The sequence below is a fragment of the Microbulbifer maximicatervae (SeqCode) genome, assembly GCF_052467955.1.
The window spans coordinates 2655187-2679752 of the sequence record NZ_CP174329.1 but is presented as its reverse complement, the minus strand read 5'-3'; the positions used below and the strand labels follow the sequence as shown (position 1 = coordinate 2679752).

22 protein-coding genes are annotated in these 24566 nt (G+C 50.3%); 5 read left to right on the top strand and 17 right to left on the bottom strand.

Going from position 1 to position 24566, the window contains the following annotated elements; genetic code table 11:
* Positions 1–4 precede the first annotated feature (4 nt).
* The 3 genes from ACJJI5_RS11550 to ACJJI5_RS11540 form a co-directional block, all read right to left on the bottom strand.
* Complete coding sequence (locus ACJJI5_RS11550) at positions 5–1246, bottom strand: efflux RND transporter periplasmic adaptor subunit (RefSeq protein ID WP_444933374.1); 1242 nt, start codon at positions 1244–1246, stop codon at positions 5–7.
* Between the two features lie 14 nt (positions 1247–1260).
* Positions 1261–2637 (bottom strand): TolC family protein, encoded by a 1377-nt coding sequence (locus ACJJI5_RS11545; RefSeq protein ID WP_445354053.1) that lies wholly within the window; start codon positions 2635–2637, stop codon positions 1261–1263.
* Between the two features lie 84 nt (positions 2638–2721).
* Complete coding sequence (locus ACJJI5_RS11540; protein WP_444908108.1) at positions 2722–3114, bottom strand: hypothetical protein; 393 nt, start codon at positions 3112–3114, stop codon at positions 2722–2724.
* A gap of 222 nt (positions 3115–3336) precedes the next feature.
* Between ACJJI5_RS11540 and ACJJI5_RS11535 the strand changes: the two genes are divergently transcribed.
* Together ACJJI5_RS11535 and ACJJI5_RS11530 are read left to right on the top strand one after the other, a co-directional pair.
* Complete coding sequence (locus tag ACJJI5_RS11535; RefSeq protein ID WP_444908107.1) at positions 3337–4269, top strand: DUF2092 domain-containing protein; 933 nt, start codon at positions 3337–3339, stop codon at positions 4267–4269.
* Positions 4266–4754: a hypothetical protein gene (locus tag ACJJI5_RS11530; protein ID WP_413662207.1), complete on the top strand. Its 489-nt coding sequence runs from the start codon at positions 4266–4268 to the stop codon at positions 4752–4754. The genes ACJJI5_RS11535 and ACJJI5_RS11530 overlap by 4 nt, the downstream gene beginning before the upstream one ends.
* Before the next feature lie 39 nt (positions 4755–4793).
* Here the strand turns inward: ACJJI5_RS11530 and ACJJI5_RS11525 are convergent, their stop codons facing one another.
* The gene (locus tag ACJJI5_RS11525) at positions 4794–4997 is read right to left on the bottom strand and encodes a zf-HC2 domain-containing protein (protein ID WP_282933051.1); all 204 of its coding nucleotides are present in this window, start codon (positions 4995–4997) and stop codon (positions 4794–4796) included.
* Positions 4998–4999: 2 nt separating this feature from the next.
* The gene (locus tag ACJJI5_RS11520) at positions 5000–5617 is read right to left on the bottom strand and encodes an RNA polymerase factor sigma-70 (protein WP_282933052.1); all 618 of its coding nucleotides are present in this window, start codon (positions 5615–5617) and stop codon (positions 5000–5002) included.
* Between the two features lie 403 nt (positions 5618–6020).
* Here ACJJI5_RS11520 and ACJJI5_RS11515 point away from each other — a divergent pair, with 403 nt between their 5' ends.
* Positions 6021–7067 carry a methyltransferase domain-containing protein gene (locus ACJJI5_RS11515; RefSeq protein ID WP_444913969.1) on the top strand — a complete coding sequence of 349 codons (1047 nt, stop codon included), beginning with the start codon at positions 6021–6023 and terminating at the stop codon, positions 7065–7067.
* A 25-nt stretch (positions 7068–7092) separates the two neighbouring features.
* Here the strand turns inward: ACJJI5_RS11515 and ACJJI5_RS11510 are convergent, their stop codons facing one another.
* Together ACJJI5_RS11510 and ACJJI5_RS11505 are read right to left on the bottom strand one after the other, a co-directional pair.
* Positions 7093–8085 carry a hydrolase gene (locus tag ACJJI5_RS11510; RefSeq protein WP_445354052.1) on the bottom strand — a complete coding sequence of 331 codons (993 nt, stop codon included), beginning with the start codon at positions 8083–8085 and terminating at the stop codon, positions 7093–7095.
* Positions 8086–8119: 34 nt separating this feature from the next.
* Positions 8120–9373 carry an MFS transporter gene (locus ACJJI5_RS11505; RefSeq protein WP_445354051.1) on the bottom strand — a complete coding sequence of 418 codons (1254 nt, stop codon included), beginning with the start codon at positions 9371–9373 and terminating at the stop codon, positions 8120–8122.
* A gap of 77 nt (positions 9374–9450) precedes the next feature.
* Here ACJJI5_RS11505 and ACJJI5_RS11500 point away from each other — a divergent pair, with 77 nt between their 5' ends.
* A complete protein-coding gene (locus ACJJI5_RS11500; RefSeq protein WP_445354050.1) occupies positions 9451–10698 on the top strand; it encodes an ArsB/NhaD family transporter in 1248 nt (415 codons plus the stop codon).
* A gap of 9 nt (positions 10699–10707) precedes the next feature.
* On the opposite strand, the gene ACJJI5_RS11495 is transcribed toward ACJJI5_RS11500, so the two are convergent.
* The 4 genes from ACJJI5_RS11495 to ACJJI5_RS11480 form a co-directional block, all read right to left on the bottom strand.
* The gene (locus ACJJI5_RS11495) at positions 10708–11157 is read right to left on the bottom strand and encodes a DUF411 domain-containing protein (RefSeq protein ID WP_445356313.1); all 450 of its coding nucleotides are present in this window, start codon (positions 11155–11157) and stop codon (positions 10708–10710) included.
* A 28-nt stretch (positions 11158–11185) separates the two neighbouring features.
* Positions 11186–12154: an L-histidine N(alpha)-methyltransferase gene (egtD, locus tag ACJJI5_RS11490; protein WP_445354049.1), complete on the bottom strand. Its 969-nt coding sequence runs from the start codon at positions 12152–12154 to the stop codon at positions 11186–11188.
* A gap of 2 nt (positions 12155–12156) precedes the next feature.
* The gene (gene egtB / locus ACJJI5_RS11485) at positions 12157–13461 is read right to left on the bottom strand and encodes an ergothioneine biosynthesis protein EgtB (protein ID WP_445354048.1); all 1305 of its coding nucleotides are present in this window, start codon (positions 13459–13461) and stop codon (positions 12157–12159) included.
* 362 nt (positions 13462–13823) lie between these two features.
* On the bottom strand, positions 13824–16373 hold the full coding sequence (locus ACJJI5_RS11480; protein ID WP_444897509.1) for a TonB-dependent receptor: 2550 nt from the start codon (positions 16371–16373) through the stop codon (positions 13824–13826).
* Between the two features lie 325 nt (positions 16374–16698).
* Here ACJJI5_RS11480 and ACJJI5_RS11475 point away from each other — a divergent pair, with 325 nt between their 5' ends.
* Positions 16699–19026, top strand: coding sequence for a penicillin acylase family protein (locus ACJJI5_RS11475; protein WP_445354047.1), 2328 nt, complete (start codon positions 16699–16701; stop codon positions 19024–19026).
* A 22-nt stretch (positions 19027–19048) separates the two neighbouring features.
* Here the strand turns inward: ACJJI5_RS11475 and ACJJI5_RS11470 are convergent, their stop codons facing one another.
* The 6 genes from ACJJI5_RS11470 to lolA all read right to left on the bottom strand — a co-directional run bounded on the left by ACJJI5_RS11470 (position 19049) and on the right by lolA (position 24536).
* Positions 19049–19312: a hypothetical protein gene (locus ACJJI5_RS11470; RefSeq protein ID WP_445354046.1), complete on the bottom strand. Its 264-nt coding sequence runs from the start codon at positions 19310–19312 to the stop codon at positions 19049–19051.
* A gap of 64 nt (positions 19313–19376) precedes the next feature.
* On the bottom strand, positions 19377–20771 hold the full coding sequence (gene cysG, locus ACJJI5_RS11465) for a siroheme synthase CysG (RefSeq protein ID WP_445354045.1): 1395 nt from the start codon (positions 20769–20771) through the stop codon (positions 19377–19379).
* Positions 20772–20863: 92 nt separating this feature from the next.
* On the bottom strand, positions 20864–22147 hold the full coding sequence (gene serS / locus ACJJI5_RS11460; protein ID WP_282933066.1) for a serine--tRNA ligase: 1284 nt from the start codon (positions 22145–22147) through the stop codon (positions 20864–20866).
* A gap of 47 nt (positions 22148–22194) precedes the next feature.
* The gene (gene crcB / locus ACJJI5_RS11455) at positions 22195–22569 is read right to left on the bottom strand and encodes a fluoride efflux transporter CrcB (protein WP_282933067.1); all 375 of its coding nucleotides are present in this window, start codon (positions 22567–22569) and stop codon (positions 22195–22197) included.
* 19 nt (positions 22570–22588) lie between these two features.
* Positions 22589–23932 (bottom strand): replication-associated recombination protein A, encoded by a 1344-nt coding sequence (locus ACJJI5_RS11450; RefSeq protein WP_413662219.1) that lies wholly within the window; start codon positions 23930–23932, stop codon positions 22589–22591.
* Positions 23925–24536, bottom strand: a complete 612-nt coding sequence (gene lolA / locus ACJJI5_RS11445) for an outer membrane lipoprotein periplasmic chaperone LolA (RefSeq protein WP_445354044.1) — start codon at positions 24534–24536, stop codon at positions 23925–23927. Before lolA ends, ACJJI5_RS11450 begins: the two co-directional genes overlap by 8 nt.
* Positions 24537–24566 lie beyond the last annotated feature (30 nt).

The window sequence follows — 24566 nt, the reverse complement described above, 5'->3', positions numbered from 1 at the left end:
TCAATTAATGGTGGTGAGCAGCGCCGGATTTCTCTATATCCGCCTTGATTAAGTAACTGTTTTCAGTGACGTAGCGGTCTCCAGAGTTGAGTCCACTTAATACCTCTGTAACCCTGCCATCGGTCCGCCCAAGTTCCAGTGGGCGAATCTCATAAGCATCCCCTACTTTTACAAACACAACGGTCCAATTGCGGAAGGGTTGTAGCGCTTGATTTTCCACCACTAAAGGCGCGGGACTCTCATTGGTGACAACATCAGCTTGAACCATCAGGTCTGTTGTCCAAATTTCCTCTGGATTCTCAATCATCGCGCGGGCTATTGCGAAAGGCGTGCCATTGCCCCCCGGTGCCAAGCTGACAATTGTCGAATCAAATGAGAGCCCATCGGCGGTAATAGAAACTTTTTGTCCGCGAGCAATTTGTCCCCGGCGAGTGGGGAATACTTGAAGCTCTGCCCATATTTGCTTGTAGTTCGCAATCGTAAACAGTACCCGGTCACCGCTAAACTCCCCTCGACTGGCCTGCTTATCGATAATCTGACCGCTGATAGGCGCTATCAAGGAGTAAGTTTGCAAGCTGTCATTGGACTCAATTGTTGCAAGCTTTTCTCCTTTCTGTATTGAATCTCCCAACGCTTTCTCAATCGTGACAACGGTGCCTGGATAACGAGCACGAACATGACTGAGGCTGCGATGATCGATAGTAGTTTTACCGTAAAGGGTAATACGCTCTTGAATAACTCCCGGTGCGGCTATCGCAGTTTTAATGCCGGCCTTTTCCGCCGTGCTTTCATCTATCTTTACTCTTCCTTCATGTGATTCAAACTGCCATTTGGCACGGCCTCGCTTGTGAATCAAAGAGAGCTCAATGTCGAATGAATGGGGTTCAGCCAGATGTTCTTGGCTGCGCCAGTAATCAATATTTGCATCACGGTATAAGGCAATATGTTGCGATTCACCCCCAAGTCGAACCAGAGTTAGGGTCAATTCTGCATTGTCCAGCGCTTTTCCGTCTTCCTGAATCCATGCGCGAAACTCAGCCTTACCACTCCGCTCTACCAGAGCTAGCTCAACCACAAGATCCCCCTGCTCTAAGAGGCGGCCCCCATGTGGCCCTTTACTTTCTTCTTGATGATGCTCTCCACCGTGGGAGCCACTGGCATAACTAAAATTTGCCACCCACCCTTGAGGTACCAAAAGGATTAGGAACAGCATCGCTAGCTTAAAAGTTCTATTTAATCTGCTCATTTTTAAACTCAACTTCATCTACTGCTCTCGACAACCACGACACCCAATGGCCGGGCAGTTAACCTCTCAATTTCCGCTCCATACACATGAACAGAGCGTGCCGCCACAATTCTCGAGCGCTCAGCATCGAGCAATTCCTCGCGGGCAGAGATCAACTCAACATAGGAATAGCGCCCCCGGCGATAGGCCCGGTCAACCTCAGAAAGCGCCTTGCGCAATGTGGGAATAACGGTATTTTGCATTTCGTCAACAATGGCCAGCGCTTGTTCACGGCTCGTTACCGCCAAGAAAAGCTGGGGATAGAGCTTTAGCAATGCCGCCTCTCTATCCAACTGAACCTGTTCCAGCTCAGCCATTGCAGAAATCTCTTTACCCCGGTTACGTCGCCCGGTAAAAAGCGGCACGTTAAAGCCAACAACGACAGCATTCTCATCATCTTCTTTGTCGTTCCGATAGCCTGCATACCAACCAATATCAGGTATCGACTTCGCTTGTGTCAGATGCAGGTGAGATGCGCGCAAGCGCTCTTCAGAGGCAAAACGGGCAATAGAAGGGTTTTCCTGAGCTCGCTCGTACAGAACATCAAAGCTGGCATTTGGCTCAAATCGGAAGAGCACGCTGGAGTCAACTGCAAAGTCCTGGGTAGGTTGCCCCCACAGCGCGGATAGTGCGTACTTGTAGTAGCTCAGCATTCGCTCCTGTGCCTCGGCGGCCAAAATGGCATTCGCCAGTGCAGACTCAGCCCGCATGCGTTCAGCTATGGGGGACGCAGCAGCATTGACCCTTGTAGTTACAGCGTCCAACGCTTCTTGCGCCAGCGAGACCTTCTCTTTTTCCAGAATCAGTAATTCTGCGGCAGCGAGTACTTGCGCATAACCACGAACCACCTCGGCCAAGACATCCAGTGCTGTCGCTTGCTCATCGGCAATTAAGAGGTCCCGCTGAGCATTGACAACATCGATTCGAGCCTGGCGTTTGCCCCCCAACTCAATAACTGATGACAAAGAAGCAGTCAGCTCAAGTTCCTTGTCATCATCATCATCGTCGTCACTTGGCGGACCGGGCCGACCGGGGGAGCCTGAGCTTGAGCTTGAGCTTGAGCTTGATGAACCATCATCTCCGTATACCGCATACTCAGCTTCGAAACCAAAATCCCATGCAGGACGTAGGCCGGCTGTGAACTCAGCACCATCCAATGCCCATTGCTGGAGTGGAAAAACTGCAATCTGTGGATTTTGTGCCAGAGTTTTCTGTATTGCCTCTGGCAGCGTCAATACTTCTCCCCTCTGCGCAGAGGTAGCTTGCGCAGATATAAGTAGAGCGGTCGTCAACAAAAATCTAAAGGATGTACGACCAATCACGCTCAGCGAGAGCGTGGAAAAAAAATCCATGGAATTCTCCCAAGTCACAACTCGATCATCGTGTGCGAGCAAAAGCTACATACTTCTATAGCGGCACACGCAGTATTTAACTAATCAGACTTGGGTTATAGGTGGGCGTAAAAGTGGAGAAAAATAACCTGAGGGCACAGCTGCACTGATTGTGTCACTGTAACTGATAGTGCCCCGAAGAAGAGGTTGATAAGACTGCCCCAAAAGCCCGGTTGCATTAATTCCGTGACAATGGCAACAGTGATTACAGAAATCCAACGTCGGTGTAGATTGCTCTTCACCGGAGGAAGGCAGCGAGAAAGTGACGGAACCCCCATCAGGCTCGTCAGTAGGAGCTACCCCCGGGAGTTGATCAATATGATTTGAAGAGAAGTGGATGGTGATATCTTCTAGCTCATCATGACTGTCATAGAAGGCGCCAGCTGTCTGGAAAATCAGCAGCGCAATCAGTAAAAATGACAGACGAACCACATTCATAGGAGCAGGCTAGTATCAATAATGGACCGACTCTAGCAAACATAACCCAGAGCCTCAATTGAATACGGCAAAAGTTTTGTAAAACAACAGCTTATTGACCAGCAATTCTGGATAGCCAGTCTCGTTTCAATACTCGATTTGACGCAACAGCAGGCGCGAAGGTTCTCCTCTACACTGATTCAGATGCCACAACTATGGCTATGTATTGGGAGGTACCGGTAAATGCTTGCTTTTCAACCCTTTGGTGGCTTGGCTAGGGCGCTGATTCTTGCAGCGACGGTGGCATTAGCCCCTGCGATTGTCGCTCAAAACCCGACTCCACCCCCGCAACCCGATAGCACTGGCTCCCAAGGCCAAACCCCGCCACCAGGGCACCCCACTCAATCGACCGATGACAGCAATCCCCCCCAGCCACCAGGGCAAATGCAGCAAGGCAAACCTCCTCAAGGCCAAATGGGGGCCATGGAATCAAACGAGCCCCTAGACCCCAAGGCGATGGCAACCTTGAAACGAATGGGTGACTACCTCGCCAGCCTCAAAATGATGATGTTTAACGCCGATATATTCACAGAAGTCGTTCTGGAAAATCAGGAAAAGCTCCTGATTGGCGGTACCGTCAAATATATGGCAATGCCACCAAAGCAACTGCGTGTAGACCTGAAAACAGATTCTATTACCCGTCAATTTATTCACAATGGCGACAAGTTCACCGTGATTGCTCCCCGCGATGGTTATTTCGCAGAAATGGAAGCACCCCAGCCTACAGCGGAAGTTTTGACCAAAGCCGCCAAGGATTACGGCATTGAGATTCCTTTTGCCGACCTCCTCGAATGGGGAAGGAAGGAAAATGTTTGGTCCGGTATCAAAGAAGGCTTTCTGGTAAACCGGCCTATGGTTGACGGCCAAAAAACCGAGCACTGGGCATTTCGCTCTGAAAACCTGGACTGGGAAATCTGGATCAAGGCTGGTGACAAGCCCCTGCCCCTGCGTATTTCAACAGTGAATACCCGCGACCCCGCCAAGCCGCGCTTTATTGCCACCTTGAAATGGATGGAAGCCAAACCTGGTGCCGCCGGGCAATTTACCCCTTCCACCGACAAGCTCAAGCAGATCCAGTTTAAGAAGGCGGAACCCAATAAGGAGGCCACACCATGATGCATCGCAACGGTCAAAAGACGGGTTTCCTTGCACAACTGGTTGTGCCTGCCCTGGTCACGGGGGCACTACTGACTGCATTGGCCAGTCCCTCAGCCGAAGCCTTTGGTCGGTTTGGTGGTGGTGGGGCTCATTTCAATATTGGGGGACATTTTAATGGGATGCGTCCGATGGGTGGAGGCTTCCACGGTGGCTATGCCCCGGGGGAGTTTGCAAGGCGCTTTCCCAATCACCCCCCATTTCACCCCCATCATCCACCCTACCCACCGCCCCCTTGGCGCCCCCACTACTGGCCCTACCCGGGACCAGCATTTTGGGGTACGGCAGCAGCCGTAGGTGTCGGCGGGTGGTTATATACGTTGCCTCGCAGCTGTGTTGCAGTAACTGTTGGTAACGTTACCTATGAGCACTGCGGGTCCTACTGGTATGAACCGCACTTTGTCGGTGGCCATATCGCCTACCGCCCGGTTCGCCCTCCCCGCTAGGAACGCCAATATTGGATAAGTGGCCCCAAGTGCGAAATGCTATTTTTCGTTGTCAGCTTTCTCGGGGCCACCCTGAGCATAGGATTTAGTGATATGCCTGAGGGTCTTCATCTGCTTGCCGAAATTGCGGCAAGGTGTGCAAACCGCCAGATGTAACTTCAGGCTCGCCTTCTCGGAAATGAGCAGGTCCCTCTCCTGGGACTCAGACATCAGCCTCGTGGCTTCCCGGCAGGTCTTCATCATTGTCACTTCTCCACACCAAACCAGTTATCTTCCAGACACTCGCGCAAGCGAAGGCGCGCCCTGTGCAATGTGACATTTAAGTTGCTAACGGTAATCTCCATGGCAGCACAGATCTCATGGCTTTCCAGCTCAATAAATTCCCTCATCATAAAGATCTGCGCTTGGCGCGAGGGAAGATGGCTGAGACAGGCCTCGAAGATTCGCCAGAAATGCTTATCGTGAATTGCCGACTCAGGATCAGCCCAGCGTTTGGGCTTTTCATCCTTCTGCCAGTGCCCCGTCTGATCAAACAGCTCATCGTGATCATATTCTTCCCTATCCCCACGAACCAATTGATCCGCATCTACGAAGCGCTGTCTCTGTCGCAATATGTCGGCAATCTTGTTCTTGAGAATGGCGAAGACCCAGGTCTTCAAAGCCGAGCGACCGGAAAAGCTTCGCGAGTTCTTTAGGGCACCCATCAATGCTTCCTGAACAGCATCCTCAGCCAGCTGTGTATCCTGCAACTGCAAACTGGCAAAACGCAGCATCTGCTGGCGCAAATCCACCAGGAACTGCGAATTCTGTAAGGAATCCTCGGCGGACTCTGTCGAAGCACTGGGAGCTAGGTGATCGCTCAATTACGTTCCCTCATAATATCGAAGCGGAGAGAGTCGATATTAACGAAAATAATGCGATTCTCTACAAACCAATTCCCACTGGCGCCAAAAGGCAATTTTGCTGATTCTGAAATATCTAGTGCATCATGCTGGTATTTTTGTGCCAATTGAGACTTTTCTGCTTTACCCCGCATCTTGAGCCAGAATGAGCGAAATATCATGCCAGTATAGAGCTCTGCATCAGTTTCGAAAGCGGAAACCTTTGGCCAGAAGAACCTCTAACTCCTCAACTCTTCCGTGATTCCTCTGGTTTTTAGTCGCGGGAACCGCAGACTTGTTACACTTCCTCAACAAAATTACAAAGAGCGCCAATACCGGCGCAACTGCGCCTTTTTGGTTAACCCCCGCAATAGGTAAAGAGCCAATGCACGATTTAGTACAGGACTACTACGGACGCCAACTAAAGAACTCTTCAGACCTGAAGACCAATGCCTGTTGTGATCCCAGCGATATGCCAGAGTGGCTAAAACCATTGCTGTCCAATATTCATCCCGATGTCCTATCCCGCTATTACGGCTGCGGACTTGTCTGCCCTCCACTTTTGGAAGGCTGCCGGGTACTGGATCTTGGCTGTGGCTCAGGCCGGGATATTTACTTACTCTCCCAGTTGGTAGGTCCAAAAGGTGAAGTAGTAGGTGTCGATATGACGGAAGAGCAGTTGGCTGTGGCCAGGCAGCACCAAGCCCATCACGCCGACAAGTTTGGCTATGACAATGTCCGCTTCCTGCACGGCTACATTGAAAAGCTGGAGGAACTGGAATTAGAGCCTGAAAGCTTTGATGTGATCATTTCCAATTGTGTGGTTAACCTCTCCACAGACAAAGATGCTGTACTCAAAGGCTTGTTCCGGCTGCTGAAACAAGGGGGAGAATTTTACTTCTCCGATGTCTATGCCGACCGTCGTATTCCCCCCGCAATTAGCTCTGACCCCGAGCTGTTTGGCGAGTGTCTTGGGGGCGCACTCTACTGGAATGACTTTCTGGAAATTGCTCAGGGCAGCGGCTTCCGCGATCCACGCCTGGTGGAGAGCCGGCCATTACTTATCACCAACCCAACCCTGGCCCAGCGCTGTGGTTCAATTCGATTTTTTTCCGCCACTTATCGCTTGTTCAAATTAGCGCAACTGGAAAAAGACTGTGAGGATTACGGCCAAGCAGTGATTTATAAAGGCACACTACCGGGCTCTGCCGATCAATTCGTTCTCGATGGACACCACATTATTGAGACCGGACGAGTATTCCCTGTGTGCGGTAATACTTGGAGAATGCTCGCAGAGACCCGTCTCGCACCCCACTTCGAGTTTATTGGCGATTTTTCGCGGCACTTTGGCCTGTTTCCCGGCTGCGGCAAGGAAATGCCATTTGCCAGCGACACTCCCGAAGCGGATCAATCGAGTACCCAGTGCTGTTAACCCTGAGCCTGGAAATGGGAGCCCCCTAACGGGCTCCCTTTGGAAACCCAACGACTGCCCCCAAAAAGTAGGGTATTTTTTTCTCCAGCCAATAACTGGGGCTCCATACCGTCCCTTCTATAAACCCTACATGCCCCCCTCGATCACTCACCGCCAAATCGACAGCAGAACTGACTTCGCTGGTTACAGGTATCGCTGATGGACAAATAAAAGGATCATCAACGGCGTTGATAATCAAAGTCGGCGTGCGAATATCTTTGAGTAAAGGCTTACTGGATGCCTGGGTGTAATACTCATCCACATCACGAAAACCATGTAACGGCGCAGTGAAAGCACTGTCGAAATGCCTGAAATCGACAAAGTCCCCACTGCAATTGAGATCGGGTAAGGCCGCAGCCAACTGTGGGTCTTTCGCCTTATGAAGCAGGCTCAAACGAAGCCCGCTGATCATATGACGTTCATATAGGTGGGATATACCAGTATTGATATAGCGACTACAGGCATGGAGATCCATTGGAGCTGAAACTGCAATCCCAGCGGCTACTTGTCCGCAGCCACCATCCTCACCCAACATTTTAAGAACAACATTCCCGCCCAATGAGAAACCAACCACAGCAATTGTAGTTAGGGGAAACTGCTTCTTAAGAACACTAATCAACCAGCGGGGGTCCTCAGTGTCACCACTGTGATAGGCCCTCGGCAACTTGTTAGGCACACCACCACAACCTCGAAAATGCATTACAGCGACCTGGTAATGGTATGCCAGAAGAGTTTCCATCAGCCCCTGCACATAGGGCGACTCTACCGAACCTCCCAAACCGTGAAGTATCAGTACCAGAGGATAATCGAGATCATTGCGTAGCGGCCTGGGAAAATGCAAAGAAAGGCGATCGCCATCAGGCGTTTCGTACCAGCGGCAATCTGTCTCAATCCAGGGGGTGGCGCGGTGAAAACGACTGAATACGGTCTGAATATGTCGATTGCCAAGGCCTGGGGCTGGAGAAAAAGAATTAACCATAGATTTCTATCAATAGTCGAAACAACCGGGGCTATCAGTTTCCTGCTGATGATTTAGGGATTGTTGCCCCTTTCGTTTCTGGGACAAAAATCAGAAAAAATGTACCGGCGATCAGAGCAATAGCTCCCAAAGTAAGAAAAGCAACGCCATAGCCAAAATACTGAACAATATATTCCGCAGAAAAATTACTACATGCCGAACCAATTCCCACCAAGGCAGCCATAGCGCCCTGAGTAACATTGAAACGGCCCGTACCACGTGTCAGGTCGGCACACATTAAAATAATAATGACGCCAAATATACCATTAGCCACGCCATCCAGGGATTGAATTGCTACCAGGAAGTACGGATTGTCCGTAGACATAAACAACAGCGCCCGTACCGGATTGATAAAAAAACCGATAAGGAAGATTAGCTTGCGCCCCCAGGTATCCGCTTTGGCCGCACACAGAAAGGACATCAGCATCATCATAAACTGGGCGGCGATGATACAAGCTGACGTAAAGGCAATAGCTATATCAGCATTCGAGTTAATCGACAGTTTCTGACTCACCAAGGGCAACATCGCAGCATTGCCAAAGTGGAATAGAAACACGCTGACAGCCAAAGCGACCAGGCGCCGGTCAGATAGCAGTGACTTGAAGCCTGAAGGCTGCGCTTTGCCCTCTACGTCCTTGTGCTCTCCGCCCCGAGCACGGATATGATCGATAGATTTTCCCGGAATAAAGGCTACCGAGATCGCCATAAGGGCACCCATAACCGCCATCAACCAGAACACCCCCTGCCCGGAAATAGTCAGGGCGAGAATCGCTGCAAGCCCAGCAGCAAAGACATTGCCCGCATGATTGGAGGCCTGGTTGGCACTGGTTTGATAGGTAAAGTTTTCATCGCTGGTAACGCCGAGTGTGATTGCCGCAATAGAGGGAGCCACGAAGGCAATTGCGCCTCCCATCAAAACCTGGGAGAGATAAATTAATGGCTTGTGGCTGGTAAATTCCACAATAGTGATAGAAACAATACCGATAATGATCCCGCAAGTGGCAATAAGTCCTCTCTTAAAGCGAGTACTATCGATAAATGCGCCAGCAGGTGTCTGCAGCAGTACAGTGGTTACCCCGCCAATTGCCAGGACAACCCCAATATCTCCCGGCTTCCAGTGCATGGCTGAGAGCAGGTAAATCGCCAGGTATGGTCCCAAACCCGCAACCACATCTCCAGCAAAGAAATTCGTAAAGAGAAGAGGTTTGTTTAAACTCTTATGAATGGCCTTGTTGGCACTCTGCTGCACTGGATAGAGCCTCAGAAAAATAGCAACGCTGAAAACCAGAGTAGCAGTTGGGACTAGCGACACTCGGATAACGATAGATGTCTATCAGCTTAACCGTCTCGGCAATCATCTTTATCCTAATAGCCGTTCGCCAATGGCTACCGTCTGCCGTTCGTATCTGGCACATCATGACCCTTGGCGCAGTAGCACTTTTGGCCTTGAGGCAAATCACACTTAAAGACGCATTCTTTGCTGTGGATTGGGATTTAATCCTCTACTTATTCTCTGTATTTTCGATTGCATCCGCTCTATACGACACAGGGATTTCAGCACAAATCAGCAGGCGAATACTCTCCCGTAAAAACCCCAATACCATACTGGCAAGCTATGTCCTGATCATGGCCGTCTGTGCCGCCCTTCTCACCAATGATGCTGCAGCAGTGATTGGTGTACCCATCGCTCTATTGATGGCTAGGGATATGAAATGGGGTGTTGTACCCCTACTTATTTTACTTTGCGCTACCGTAACGATCGGCAGCATGATCTCCCCAGTCGGCAACCCACAAAATATCTTGATTGCCAACGCAGGGCAGTTTGACAATATGTTTCTGGTATTTGCCGAGTGGATCTTTATCCCGGCAGCCATCACCATGCTGCTGTCGATTCTTTGGTTAAAAAGGTTTCTTAAAGTTGACGAACCCAGTCACAATGTAGGCATTCAGCCTCGAGAGGACAATGAGATAGCACAAAAATGGCCACCTCTATTGTCGGCTGCCCTTCTGGTAATTCTAATTGCATTAGGCAGTGTACTTCATAACGTAGAAGGTATTTACCACCCAACCTTGGGTCAAATAGGCTTGGTCGCCTGCTCACCCATTTATCTGGCGAGTCATGAAAGAAGAAGAATACTGAGAGAAGTAGACTGGCCCACTCTCTTTTTCTTTATTTCCATGTTTATTGTGACCGGCTCACTACTCAAGTCCGGATCACTACAGTTTTTTCTGCACGAGAGCGGGATTAATCTGGCTGAACCTGAAACCGTAACTTTTGTCAGTTTTTTTGCCAGCCAACTGTTTTCCAATGTTCCCGTAGTGGAAATCTACCTGAATCTTCTACATGAACACGACACTCAAACACTTATGATGCTATCAGCCATATCTACAGTTGCTGGTAACCTATTTATCATCAGCGCAGCCAGCAATGTAATAGTGCTGCAGCAGGCGGAAAAATTTGGTGTGCAACCATTTAACTTCTGGCAGTTCTTTTTATTGATGTTGCCGGTAAGTGTTATCAGTGTGGCAGCGAGTTATCTCTATATTATTTGGTACAGCTCGCTACAGACCTAAAAAAAAGAGCTAACTCTGGGGCTTCTCGACTCGGACAAAGGGGCGATAGTCTCCCCCTTCCAGCAGCAGATAAATATTGTAAGGTTCAAACTTTCCATCCACTTCCATTCCTGGGCTGCCAACTGGCATCCCAGGTACTAACAGACCGATTCCATCCTCTGGAGGAGAGGAAATAAATTGCAGGATATGTTTGACGGGAACATGGCCTTCAAAAACATATTTGTTGTGCCACACCGCCGTATGGCAACCCTCCATCCCCCGAGGAACACCCCATTGCTGCCGAATTTTGGCCATATTCAGCTCAGAACTGGTAGATACAGCAATGTCGTTACCCCGTAGATAATCCACCCACTTGTTACAACAAAAGCAAAGCGGGTGTTTATACACAATAAAACTATCGGCATCCCACTGTTTTTTTTCCTCCGTACCAGCAAAACTTGCTGGTACGGCCAATATCACCAGTGAGAGAAGGAGAGCTAAAACCTCCCTAGATAGCCTGGGCATAGTGAATAGCATAAGATTCAGAGGAATCAGTCCAGTGGCGAACAGGCTTAAAGCCGCCTTTCATCAACAGGGTATTAAAACTACTCACTTTATATTTATGGCTATTCTCGGTATGAATAGTCTCCCCTTCCGAAAAGACGATTTCTTCCCCAGCGATTGCGACGCTTTGATCCCGGAGGCTAACTAAATGCATTTCTACGCGTTTTCGCAATGGCTGATAGAAAGCGCGATGAGAGAAAGATGACAAATCAAAGTTGCCTCCCAACTCACTGTTAATTCGTTGCAGGAGGTTCTTGTTAAACTGCTCCGTAATATGCTCACTATCGTGATACGCCCTCTCCAGTACAACGGAATCTTTAACTAAATCAGTTCCGATAAGCAGGCCGTCTCCCGCTCTCAAATTCGCCGCAAACGTCTCCAGCAACTGCTCCGCCCTATCCGGCTCAAAGTTTCCAATTGTCGAACCAGGAAAAAACACCACACGTTTTTTTGACTCAATATTTGACAGATTGTCCCATACTTCGGCTTGAGTAAAGTCACCCACTTCCGGCCAGATAGAAATATGAGGTAAGCCTTTTTTAATTCGTTGCCCCGCCAAATAGAGAATCTCCGGGGAAATATCGATGGGATAGTATCCGCTAGGGTTTTTTAAAAGATGCAGTAGGCCCTCTACTTTTTCGCAGTTGCCTGCACCAGGCTCCACCAGTAGCGCCCCTGGGCCAATTTCTTCAGCAATATCCGGTAGATACTGATTGAATATCTTAGCCTCAGTACGGGTTAAATAATAATCGTCTACATCACATATTTTCTCGAATAACTGAGAACCAAGTTCGTCGTATAGGTATTTACACGGTAGTGTTTTCTGATCTCCGGCCAACCCCCGTAACACATCATTGAGAAATTCATGGTCTTGTTGTGAACTTTCCTGCATCGATGATACGGCTGCTTTCACATTTAGTCTCCTGCCAAACGGATACCGGTAAATTGCCACGACTGGTGTGGATAAAAGAAGTTGCGGTAACTGATCCGGATATGGTCAGCCGGGGTTGCAAAAGATCCACCGCGAAGAACCTTTTGGTTACACATAAACTTTCCGTTGTACTCCCCTACTGCATCCTCCCGGGCTCTGAAGCCCCGATAAGGTAAGTAAGCGCTGGAAGTCCACTCCCACAAATCCCCTAAGAACTGCGTTTGTCCTCGCTGCGCCTGCAATGGCCTGAAGTGACGTTTCTCCAGGAAATTAGCTGATGCCATCTGGTTCGGCTGGCGTAAATGGCAAGCAGCTGCCTCCCACTCAAATTCGGTAGGCAATCGTTTTCCAGCCCAGGTTGCGAAAGCATCTGCCTCATAAAAAGAAAGATGACAGACAGGCTCAGCTGGATTTAAGGGTAGCAACCCATAGAGGGAGTACTGATACCAACCATCACTATTCAGCCGCCAATAGAATGGGTGCTTTTGCTGATTTTTCTGCAAATGCAGCCAACCATCCGAAAGCCACAGACGATGCTGTTCATAGCCACCATCCTCTATAAATTCAAGGTACTCCCCATTAGTAACCAGTCGGGAGGCAATAACAAAGTCATCGATAAACTGCTGATGCTCAGGCCCTTCATTATCAAAGCAGAAAGCATCGCCATTACTCCCAATCCCATAGAAGTCCTTGGGTATGCTCAACCAACGGAGTGGTTCCAGTGCCCCGTCTTCATCTTCAGGAAACATATCCCGGTAAGCTGGTGCCATGGGATTAGTTGATAGAGCATGCTTGATATCGGTCAATATCAATTCCTGGTGCTGCTGCTCATGATTCAACCCCAGCTGGACCAACGCGGCCAAATTTTCAGGAATCGGGTACTCACTGAGCAACCGGTGCATGGAGTCATCGATAAACTTTCGATATTCATAAACCTGGGCACTATCCGGACGCGAAATTAGCCCCCTGTTAGGGCGTGCAAAGGGGGTACCCAAACTGTTGTAGTAAGAGTTGAACAGGTGGTTGAAGTGTGGGTTAAACGTTTGATATCCCCGCAACCGGTTGGCAAGGATAAAGGTCTCAAAGAACCAGCTCGTATGTGCTAGGTGCCATTTGGTAGGACTGGCATCCGGCATAGACTGTAGCTGCATATCCTCCGGGGATAGCGGCAATGCGAGGTTCTCTGTCTCTGCACGAACTTTCTGGTAATCACTGAGAAGTTGATGTTGTACTTCCTCTAAAGTTACTTCACCGACGTGTATTGCCATATTAGTAATCAACTGCGACACATTTCTTCTCTATTAAAATCATCATACGCAGTTTTAGGTGTAAACCTAGAGGCTAGCTATTCAACAGAAGGGTATATGCGCCAGTTTATTTTTCACTTGAAGGGTCAATAAAAAAAAGGGCCGGATAAACCGGCCCACTCTCTCGTCATGCTGACAGGAATAACTTAATAAAATAGAGCAAAAATTGTTTTATGTAATATTTCTTTCAAAATTTAGACGCAATTTTCTCAATCTAAACGTTTTTTATAGGCTACTGCCGGAATAAGGGACTCTAAATAATCCCACAATACTCTTGTGGCCTTTAAATGCCCTCCCAAGGTCGACAACAGCACATCCCTGTGCCGTATTAACCCATGGGTTAATTAAAATCGGACAGTTAAATCCGCACCGTACATTCTCGGCATAAAGCGCCAAGCGGGACTGGCACCAATGGCTGCACCGGTACCACCATAACCGCCAGCAATTTCTTCATCCGTCAAATTTTGTATCCAGAGCGCTAAAGAATAACTATCTGAAGGGCTGTTCCAGGCCGCCCGCAGGTTGAACAACTGATAGTCTTCCACGATACGTGTCCGATCAGTAATCGAACCAATTCGCTCATCTGTCCAGTTATAATCGCCACGGAAAATAAACTCCCCGCCAGATGCAAGGTCCACTGTGTATTCAGCCATTAGGTTGAATTTATTCTCTGGCGTTGATACCCGAGACTGACCTACTTTCGAGTCCTCTTCAGTCTCACCAATGGCTTCGATGATCTGGTAGTCAGTAAACTCTGTATCCAGGTAGGAGTAATTACCGGCAATAAACAAGCTCTCTGTTACTGCCCACTGCACTTCGATCTCCGCCCCAGTACCCTCTGCATCCGAATTCCGCAGGTTATAACTAGGAATAGGAGTACCCACCAGATCCAACTCCTGCAAATTGTTGTATTCGTAGGTGTAAATAGAGGTATTCAAGCGTACTCGGTTGTCGAACAGGCTGCTCTTAAGACCAACCTCCAGGTTAACGACATCTTCCTGATCGAAAGACGACTCAACCCCGGGACCAAAGTTCAGGCTATTGAATCCACCGGCTTTAAAACCATCCGCCAGGGAGACATAGGTCATCACATCGTCATTCCAGCGGTAATCCAGCACTATACGACCGGAAAGGTCGCTCCAGCTATCACTCAATTTGGAGTCCAAAACCGGCTGGCCATTGTTGAAAAACACAATGCCAAACAACTGGGACCCCAAATCGACCTCAGGCAGGGTTACAGTGCCGATTACGTTGCCATCTCCGTCAACCAAGCGCACATCTCCGCCGGACAGTGACAGAGGAATACTGTTGCCATAAGCCGTCTGGATGGTGAAATCTTTTTGATCGTAGGTATAACGAGCACCGATAGTCAGGTCCATCTTATCGGTAAGGCTCCAGGTCATATCACCGTAAATAGCACTGGAACGGTAATCACCTGTGTTGCGGACACTCTCCCCCCAATGTGCATCCGAGGCTATCCAGGGATTGAAGCCCGCCATCATCTGTCCGACTACATCTTCCGCATAGAGCATATCGCCAGTTATACCAGCAGCGCCTAACTGAGCGAGTAACGCATCCACCTGGCCTGTTTGCAGCATCAGGTCATAGACAAAGGAAGCGCTGGCAATTCCCTCCAACCCCGCCTGCTGTAGCTGCGCACGGGTGATAACCGCTAAGTCCTCTTGCTCAGTTTGGGTCAGGTCCGGATAGGCAGCCTTTACCCCTTCATAAACGGCAAAGGACTCCACCGATCCGGTAGTGAAATTGGCATAAGTGGTGTGATCCACCTCTTCTTCGGAGTAAGAAGCTCCCAGAGTCCATTTGATAGTATCTGTAGCACCATTGAGACGGAACTCTTGAGAGAACTGGCTTTGATCATCAGTATTTGCCGACCCAAACATATAGTCCGGGTTGGCGGTACCATCCTCATCCTGCTGCAGGTGGGCATCGAATTCGCTGTAGGCAGTAATCGAAGTAAAAGTGAAATTATCGAAATCTTTGGTAATTGTCAGTGATGTGCCAAAGGAATCACGATCCTCTATGGTCGGGGTATCCAGGGCGTAGTCGCCAAAAACATCCGTTTCATCTTTAAGGCTGGGCACTATGGTTGTTCGCAAAGCGCTGCCTTGATCCATAATCCCGTAATTGGCGCGCCACAGCACCTCAGTATCCGTCGCCGGCTCCCACAACACAGAGGCGCGGTAGGTCTGAGTATCCTGATCCCCTACAGAGAATCCATTTGCTAAATTATCAGCAAATGGATCGCGACGATTTGTCGACGCCGAAAAACGGCCATACAGGTTGTCACTAATCTGGCGATTAACCAAAAGATCCGACGACTGGCGCCCATAATTACCGGCAGTTAGATTTAATTCCGTAGAATCATCCGCCTGCGGTTTGGTGGTAATAATGTGGATCGCACCACCGGTGGCATTGCGACCGAATAGTGTACCCTGAGGCCCTTTGAGGACTTCAACCCTCTCAATATCGGTCAGCGGTATCTCGGCACCTGCACTGCGGCCGGTATAAACCCCATCCACATAGACCGCCACTGCTGGATCAGAGCCTATGGTCCAGTCATTAGTTTGCACGCCGCGAATACTGTACGTTGGTTGCAGGGCGGTATCATTGTGCATTTCCACGCCCGGCGTATATTTCCCCAAGTCAGTCAAATTTTTGACACCGGCTTCTTTTATATTTTCCCCGGTGAAGGCGGAAATCGCGATAGGTACGTCCTGTAGGTTTTCCGCTCGCTTCTGCGCAGTAACGACAACCTCCTCAATTTCCGCAGCGTGAACGTGAGAGCCGACAGCGGTGAGGAAAGCAATGGTTCCAGAAAGAATGGAAAGATTGAATCTACGGTTTGTTACATCTCTACCAACATCGTGCATCATCGCGTCCTCGCGTTTATTGTTATACAGCCTGATGTTTTCGATTTATTGTTGTTTTTGTTATTGCACGCCATCTTACGGTTGCGTTTTCATATTGAAAACCCTGCGATGACTTTTTTCTTGTGACCAGTCAGTTCTTCGAGAAATAGCAGCGAATGACAGGAAAATCCTATAATTTAAAGCTTGGGTTTTGTCACTAAAAGTTACTCCTTGTATCGCTTAGTAACTTTGCGAGTGAAATTAAAATTGCACAATAAAGTGCTACCGACATTAACTCAGAGATTTTGCGGCCACCACAATGACAACATTTCCATTTCTCAAGCGGTATATGACAGCACTAATTATCAGCCTATTGGGTTTGATAATTATATTTTTAATTGGCTCCTGGATCTGGCTCCGACAGAGCTTGCCTATTCTCGATGGAACCATTACCACGGGTAAATTAAAAGACCCAGTTGTTATCGAGCGCGATTCACAGGGAGTGCCATTAATTCATTCTGAAAACCGAAACAGTTCGGCCTTCGCATTGGGCTTTTTACACGCGCAGGAACGTTTTTTCCAAATGGATCTGTTGCGGAGAAGTTCTGCCGGGGAATTATCAGAATTACTGGGCGCGTCCACTATAAAACACGATCAAAAGGTACGTTTGCATCAATTTCGCCAGCGAGCAGAGCGAAACATTGCTGCGATGCCGGCGGAACAAAAGGCCCTTCTGGATCAATATATCAACGGTATTAATTTTGGCCTCAACCAGCTTCCCGCAAAACCCTGGGAGTATTTGTTATTGGGTCAGGAACCGCGCCCCTGGAATTCTGCCGACAGCCTGTTAACTATCTACAGCATGTACCTGACGCTACAAAGTGAACGCGGTAGTTATGAACTTCGCGACACCGCTTTAGCCGAATTGCTTCCAGCAGATCTCTACGCTTTCTATTTTCCCCAAGGCGGGCGGTGGGACGCACCACTATTTGGAGAAGCACGAGAAAAGGTCAGCCTCCCAGAAACACCGATTTCTGCACTTTTAGATGAACAGGACACTATCGTTTATCAGGCGATGGAGAGTGATGACAAGATTTACGGCAGTAATAACTGGGTGGTCGGCGGTAATTTAACAGCGCACGGTGGAGCCATTCTTGCCAACGATATGCACCTCGGGCTGAGTGTTCCCAATATCTGGTTCCGAGCAGGCTGGAGCATACCAGGCACCAACCGATTTGTTCGTGGCGTAACCCTTCCAGGCGGCCCAATTATGGTTGCCGGAAGCAACGAATTAGTTGCCTGGGGATTTACCAACACCGGTGGCGACTGGAGTGACCTGATTCCACTGGAACTCAGCGAAGACGGCAATCAATATAAAACGCCTGAAGGCTGGAGGAATTTTGCCTATGAAACAGAATCTATCGCCGTCAAAGGCAGCGACCCAAAAACCATAGAAGTTCGCACAACTATCTGGGGTCCCGTTATCGGTACAAACCACGATGGCGTTCCTCTCGCATTCCGCTGGGTTGCTCACGACACTCTGGGCGGCAATATGAACTTGATTGATATGGAAGTTGTTCGTACCGCCGAAGAAGCTCTGGAGCTTGGCCCCACCATAGGCATCCCCCACCAGAACCTAGTGGTTGGCGATAGTAACGGCAATATTGGTTGGACTGTGGCTGGCGCTATTCCCAAGCGAGTCGGGTTTGATGGCAGTCGATCAGTCAGCTGGGCAGATGGTAGTGCCTATTGGGACGGTTATTTAAGCCCCCAGGAGCACCCCCGCCTGTATAACCCAGAGTCAAGCCGAATCTGGAGTGCCAACGCTCGAATCGTTGATGGGGACTATCTCAAACTCATGGGCAACCACGGCTATGCGCTCGGCGCACGTCAGCAACAAATTCGCGAACGGCTTTTCGCTCAAGAAAAATTCAATGAGCAGGACCTTTTAAATATCCAGCTCGACGATCAGGCAGTTTTTCTCGAGCGGTGGCAGCAACACCTCCTCACCTTACTTGAAGATCAGCAAGACTACCGCGAGGTATATATACAGATTCAAAATTGGGGAGGCCGAGCCGCCATCGACTCCGTAGGCTATCGCATCGTTCGCAACTATCGCCTGAAGTTGATGGAGCTTACGACAGCGCCCATTTTGACTTACATGCGCCGCTATCAGCCCAAGTTTTCTTTCGGCCAACTCAAGCGCCAATTTGAATACCCACTTTGGGAAATGGCTCAGCAAGAGCCAAAACAGCTTCTCAACCCGGATTTTGAATCCTGGAACGCGATAAAGCTCGCCGCTCTGGATCAAGTACTGGAAAAAATGAATCGCAGCAATCAGCCCCTTAAGCGTCAATCCTGGGGTGCTGAAAATACGGCAAAGATCCAGCATCCACTGGGCAAAGCAATACCACCGCTGAACTGGTTCCTGGCAATGCCTGCGGAGCCTCTCGCAGGAGATACCCATATGCCCCGCTTCCAGTCTCCCACTCATGGCGCATCCCAGCGCTTAGTGGTTTCACCGGGCCGGGATGCAGACGGTATTTTCCATATGGCCACAGGTCAAAGTGCTCATCCACTCTCACCATTTTTCGGCAACGGCCATCAGGATTGGGTAAAGGGAAACACTTCATCATTTATTGAACGCGAGCCTCGCTACCGACTCACGTTAAATTAGAGGTACCGCAGGGACGCTAAAGTCAGGCAGTCTCATCGAGAATTGCAAAAGACAGAAACGTGGTGAAGAAGGCAAGACTCACAACGAAAGGCAGCACTGGAAAGCACAACATCAGTGCCGCCGATGTAATCCAGAGATTTCTCACCCAACTCTTCTTTTGCTGGTAGTGGTAGGTGTAGCGCCGGGTGTGACTGTCTAGCTGTGCAGGAATTGTTATTTCACGGACCGGTGGGAGAAAAAAGCGCACAGCATTGGTGCAATAAAAGCGAATAAATGCAAGCAGCATATTGAACACCACTCTGAGAGTACCTTTTCAGTATAGGTACTCTCGGCGTCATTGGGTCCCTGCCTTAATCTTCTCGATTTGGCTGATACCACTGAAGCTTTTCATGCAAGCTCACTACCCCACCAATGATGGTGAGTGTTGGCGCTCGAACTTCACTGTTTTCAGCAAGGGCCGGCAAGCTGCTCAAGTCACCGACAACTACTCGCTGGTCTCGCGTAGTGCCCTTTTCAACCAAGGCCGCCGGCGTATTCGCATCGAGCCCGTGTTTAATCAATTCAGCACAAATGGTTTGTAACCCCGTAAGCCCCATATAGAAAACCAGGGTTTGTGCTGGGCCCGCAAGTTCTTGCCAAGGGAGGTCTAACTCACCCTCTTTCAGGTGCCCGGTAATAAAGCGCACAGATTGAGCGTGATCCCGGTGAGTCAGTGGGATACCAGCGTAACTGGCGCAACCAGAGGCCGCAGTGATTCCCGGCACTACCTGAAAGGGAATCCCCGCCTCTGACAACTTGTCTATTTCCTCACCGCCTCGACCAAAAATAAAGGGATCGCCTCCCTTAAGTCGCAAAACTTTTTTACCTTGGCTGGCCAAATCTACCAACAGCTGATTGATATCGTCCTGTGGCACCGCGTGGAAAGCCTTGCGCTTACCCACATAGATCCGCTCTGCATCCCGGCGCACCAACTCCATCACTTCCGGTGAAACCAGCCGATCGTAGAGCACCACATCCGCCTGCTGCATCAAGCGCAGTGCGCGAAAAGTCAGCAGGTCTGGATCTCCCGGACCTCCACCTACCAGGTAAACCTCACCCACCGGATTCGGGCTCCCCTGCCAGTCTTGAAGCGCATCCACCAGCGCCTGCTCGGCATCTGCTGGTTGCCCGGCCTCCATGCGGTTGGCAACGGGGCCGGCAAAAACCCACTCCCAAAAATTCTTGCGCCGAGACTCTGGAAGCGCTGCCTTAACCCTATCGCGCATCCCTGCCGCCAAAGTTACCAGCGGTCCCAGCCCCGGCGATAGCAGGGCTTCGAGCTGAGCCCTGATTCTGCGCGCCAGTACTGGAGCCGCGCCACCACTGCTGATGCCGATCGATAGATCTCCCCGCTCCACAATGGCTGGGAAAGTAAACGTGCACAACTCTGGCGCGTCCACCGCATTGACAGGTAGGCGCTGAGCCTGGGCATCGGCTGAAACCTGTGCATTCACGGACTCACTATCAGATGCAGCAACGACCAGCCCCGCTTTCTGTAAATACTCGCTCGAATAAACTGATTGAAACCATTCCCCACCAGAATCAGTCACCATTTGCTGAAGCTCATCGGTAATTTCCGGGGATACCACCAATATCCGTGCACCCGCTTTGTGCAATAAGCGAGCTTTACGGGTGGCAATGGAGCCGCCTCCAACAATCAAACAGGGATGATCTTTGACATCAAATGCGAGGGGTAAATAACGCAACTTCTTATTCCATCAAATAGCGGGCAAAGTGAAACTCATTACTACAAACAAAAAAGGGCGAACTCTACGCTCGCCCTTTTGGAGTGCTACGCTCAGGAAGCTGAGATCACTTCCTGGCCTCGCATATAGGGCCGCAATACTTCCGGCACCTCAATACTGCCATCCTCGCGCTGGTAATTTTCCAGAACAGCGATGAGGGTACGACCCACGGCAAGGCCGGAGCCATTCAGTGTATGCACCAATTCGGGCTTATTGGTTTCCGGGTTGCGCCAACGTGCCTTCATTCGGCGCGCCTGGAAGTCACCTACCAGGGAGCAAGAGGATATCTCGCGGTACTTATCCTGGGACGGAATCCAAACTTCAATATCGTATGTCTTTCGAGCAGAGAAACCGATATCGCCACCGCAGAGAATCACTGTGCGGTATGGCAGGTTCAGCTTCTGCAAAATGGTCTCCGCATTTTGCGTCAGGGTTTCCAGTGCCTCTTCAGACTGATCCGGGCGCGCCACCCAAACCAGTTCTACCTTTTCAAACTGGTGCTGGCGAATCATGCCACGAGTGTCGCGGCCGTGAGAGCCAGCTTCAGAGCGGAAGCAGGTAGTGTGAGCAACCAATTTATGCGGCAGGCTAGCACTGTCTTCAACAATATGATCGCGATACATATTGGTGAGGGGCACTTCCGCAGTCGGGATCAGGTAGAAACCACGATCATCCTCGAGCTTAAACAGGTCTTCCTCAAATTTAGGCAGCTGGGAAGTGCCGTACAGGGAATCAGCATTCACAACAACCGGCACATTGGTTTCCTGGTAACCATGCTCTTCGGTGTGAGTATCCAGCATAAACTGTGCCAACGCGCGATGCAGACGCGCAACATCACCGCTCATTACCGCAAAGCGGGAGCCGGTTAGCTTCACTGCCATCTCGAAGTCGAGGCCACCAAGGTGTGTGCCCAGGTCTACGTGGTCTTTAACTTCAAAGTCAAAAGTACGCGGCTGGCCCCAGCGGCGAACCTCCACATTATCGTCTTCACTCTCGCCTTCGGGCACTGAGGCATCCGGCAAGTTGGGAATCGCAGACAAGATTGCATCCAGCTCTCCCTGCAATTCTGTCAGTGCATGTTTGGCATCTTGCAACTCACCACCGAGGGACTCCACTTCTTTCAAAAGCGGGGCAATATCTTCACCATTCGCCTTGGCACGGCCGATATTTTTCGACTTGCTATTGCGCTCGTTTTGCAAACTCTCGGTGCGCACCTGCAATTCTTTGCGGCGTTCTTCAAGGGCTTCAAGTTTGGCAGTATCCAGTTCTACACCGCGCTTTTTCAGGGCAGCGGCCACCTGGTCCATATCCGTGCGAATCAGTTTGGGATCGAGCATCGTTTCCAGTTCGCCTGTTATCAGGCTCCTACAACAGAGAAGTTAAATTAAAAATACCGTGTCGCCAAAGCGACAGCAGCAGCGGTGGCCAACAAACAACCAACAAGGCTGCCGACAATATAGCCAAGGGCCACCAGCGGCTGGCCATTGTGCCACAGTATCAGGCTTTCGAGGGAGAAAGTGGAAAAGGTTGTCAGTGCGCCAAACATGCCGGTCATCAACAGTAGACGCCATTCCTCCCCCAACATGGCGCGGTGAGCGATCAGTACATAAACAATACCGATCAAAAAAGAGCCTGTTAAATTGACAATGATGGTTCCTAGCGGAAACCGACCCTCAAATACCGGAAAGCTCCAGATACTCACCAGGTGGCGAAGAACTGCCCCAAGTGCGCCGCCCAGGGCGACTGCCAGCCACTGCATTTAGCTGCTTCCTTTCTATCTATTTAGAGTTTCTGTAACGCTGCCTGTCACTCTCGCGATTCAGTCGGCGCAGAGTCTGCAATTTTTCTGAAATTTTTAACTCCAGCCCTCGGGGAACCGGCTGGTAGTACTCGCGCTCAGCAATCTCTTCGGGGAAGTAATTCTCTCCCGCAGCAAAAGCATCGGGTTCGTCGTGGGCGTAGCGATACTCCGCACCGTGGGACAGGCTTTTTGCCAGTTTGGTAGGGGCATTGCGCAAATGCACTGGCACTTCGTAACTGGGCTCGCGACGAACATCCGCCACGGCACGATTGTAAGCGGAGTAAACTGCATTGCTTTTTGCCGCAACCGCCAGGTAAGTAATGGCTTGGGCAATTGCCAGCTCGCCCTCGGGGCTCCCCAAGCGCTCCTGCACATCCCAGGCATTCAGCGACAACTGCAAAGCCCTCGGGTCCGCATTGCCGATATCTTCACTGGCCATACGTACGACACGGCGAGCGATATATAACGGATCGCAGCCTCCATCCAGCATCCGCACAAACCAGTAGAGCGCCGCATCCGGGTCAGACCCCCGCACTGATTTATGCATGGCGGAAATTTGATCGTAAAAATAATCGCCGCCTTTATCAAAACGGCGAACATCGGCACTGAGCACCTCGGCGAGCACGTCTTCATCGACAATCAGTCGTCCGGCCTCCTCTTTGGCCAGATCGCAGGCCACTTCCAGCAAGTTCAGTGCACTGCGGGCATCCCCATCGGCAGCCCGGGCAATCTTACCCAACACTTCTTCGGGAATGTTGACGCTCCGCTCGCGCAACTGCTGGTCGGTTTGCAGGGCGTAGCGCAGCAACCCCAACAACTCCTCTTCGGGAATACTGCGCAAAAGATAGACCCGACACCGGGACAGGAGCGCATTGTTCAACTCAAAAGCGGGGTTCTCCGTGGTCGCCCCAACAAAAGTCACAGTGCCCTCCTCCACGTAAGGAAGGAAGGCATCCTGCTGAGCCTTATTAAATCGATGCACTTCATCGACAAATAAAATAGTGTGGCGGCCCGACTGTATCCGGTGCTGTTCAGCTTCGGCCACCGCTTGACGAATATCTTTCACTCCGGCGAGTACCGCAGACAGGGTGGCAAATCGAGCATCGCACTCTTCAGCTAGCAACCGCGCAAAAGTGGTTTTGCCCACACCGGGTGGGCCCCACAAAATCATTGAGTGCAGCTGGCCGCGCTCTACGGCCTCCCGCAGAGGTTTGCCCTCCCCCAATAAATGCGACTGGCCCACATAGTGAGCCAGGGAGTTCGGCCGCATACGGGCCGCGAGGGGTTGGTGGGTTTTGGGAGTATCGAACAGATCACTCATCTTTAATAATGTCAGTACCGGCCGGGGGCTTAAAATCAAATATAGAAGCGGATAGTTTTGGGTTCGCCTTCATACCACTGAACTGAATTTCAGTGGTTTGTCCCATACCATCGCGCACGGTCATTGCCGACGGCAAGCCATTTTTGGCAAATCGAATTTCCATGGCTTTAAAAGGGGCCGAGGGGTTCTTGGGAGTCAGGTGATAAACCCCTTCTTTCTGGCTCACATTAAACGAGCCCCGAATTTCCTCTACTTTGCCCCCCAGTAATAGGGCTGGAGTATCTTTTATACGGGCATCCACCGGGCGAACTGTCACCTGCTCCAGGTCCGGATCGTACAGCCAGAGCGTCTTGTTGTTTGTCACCAGTAACTGGGGATAAGGCTCACCGGTTTTCCAGCGCAATTTGCCCGGACGCTGCACAGAAAAGCTACCATTGCTCTTTTGTGTGACCTCACCACGCTCGTCGATCAATGTCTGTTTGAAATTACCCGAAATCGCCTCCAACGGCTTGAGTAAATCGCTCAGGTCATCGGTGGCATCAGCCCAGGCCGCGCTGGCGGTAACACTGATTGAAAGCAGCAGACCCTGCAGAATTTTTTTCATAGTGGAGTCCCAACGTATTGATTTCCTTAA

Bases quoted from the DNA above. Each gene is read 5' to 3' on its own strand.
- ACJJI5_RS11510 (WP_445354052.1), bottom strand. From the start codon at position 8,085: ATGGTTAATTCTTTTTCTCCAGCCCCAGGCCTTGGCAATCGACATATT.
- ACJJI5_RS11550 (WP_444933374.1), bottom strand. From the start codon at position 1,246: ATGAGCAGATTAAATAGAACTTTTAAGCTAGCGATGCTGTTCCTAATC.
- ACJJI5_RS11500 (WP_445354050.1), top strand. From the start codon at position 9,451: ATGTCTATCAGCTTAACCGTCTCGGCAATCATCTTTATCCTAATAGCC.
- ACJJI5_RS11535 (WP_444908107.1), top strand. From the start codon at position 3,337: ATGCTTGCTTTTCAACCCTTTGGTGGCTTGGCTAGGGCGCTGATTCTT.
- ACJJI5_RS11540 (WP_444908108.1), bottom strand. From the start codon at position 3,114: ATGAATGTGGTTCGTCTGTCATTTTTACTGATTGCGCTGCTGATTTTC.
- ACJJI5_RS11475 (WP_445354047.1), top strand. From the start codon at position 16,699: ATGACAGCACTAATTATCAGCCTATTGGGTTTGATAATTATATTTTTA.
- ACJJI5_RS11450 (WP_413662219.1), bottom strand. From the start codon at position 23,932: ATGAGTGATCTGTTCGATACTCCCAAAACCCACCAACCCCTCGCGGCC.
- crcB (WP_282933067.1), bottom strand. From the start codon at position 22,569: ATGCAGTGGCTGGCAGTCGCCCTGGGCGGCGCACTTGGGGCAGTTCTT.
- ACJJI5_RS11480 (WP_444897509.1), bottom strand. From the start codon at position 16,373: ATGATGCACGATGTTGGTAGAGATGTAACAAACCGTAGATTCAATCTT.
- ACJJI5_RS11525 (WP_282933051.1), bottom strand. From the start codon at position 4,997: ATGATGAAGACCTGCCGGGAAGCCACGAGGCTGATGTCTGAGTCCCAG.
- serS (WP_282933066.1), bottom strand. From the start codon at position 22,147: ATGCTCGATCCCAAACTGATTCGCACGGATATGGACCAGGTGGCCGCT.
- lolA (WP_445354044.1), bottom strand. From the start codon at position 24,536: ATGAAAAAAATTCTGCAGGGTCTGCTGCTTTCAATCAGTGTTACCGCC.
- ACJJI5_RS11545 (WP_445354053.1), bottom strand. From the start codon at position 2,637: ATGGATTTTTTTTCCACGCTCTCGCTGAGCGTGATTGGTCGTACATCC.
- ACJJI5_RS11515 (WP_444913969.1), top strand. From the start codon at position 6,021: ATGCACGATTTAGTACAGGACTACTACGGACGCCAACTAAAGAACTCT.
- ACJJI5_RS11470 (WP_445354046.1), bottom strand. From the start codon at position 19,312: ATGCTGCTTGCATTTATTCGCTTTTATTGCACCAATGCTGTGCGCTTT.
- ACJJI5_RS11530 (WP_413662207.1), top strand. From the start codon at position 4,266: ATGATGCATCGCAACGGTCAAAAGACGGGTTTCCTTGCACAACTGGTT.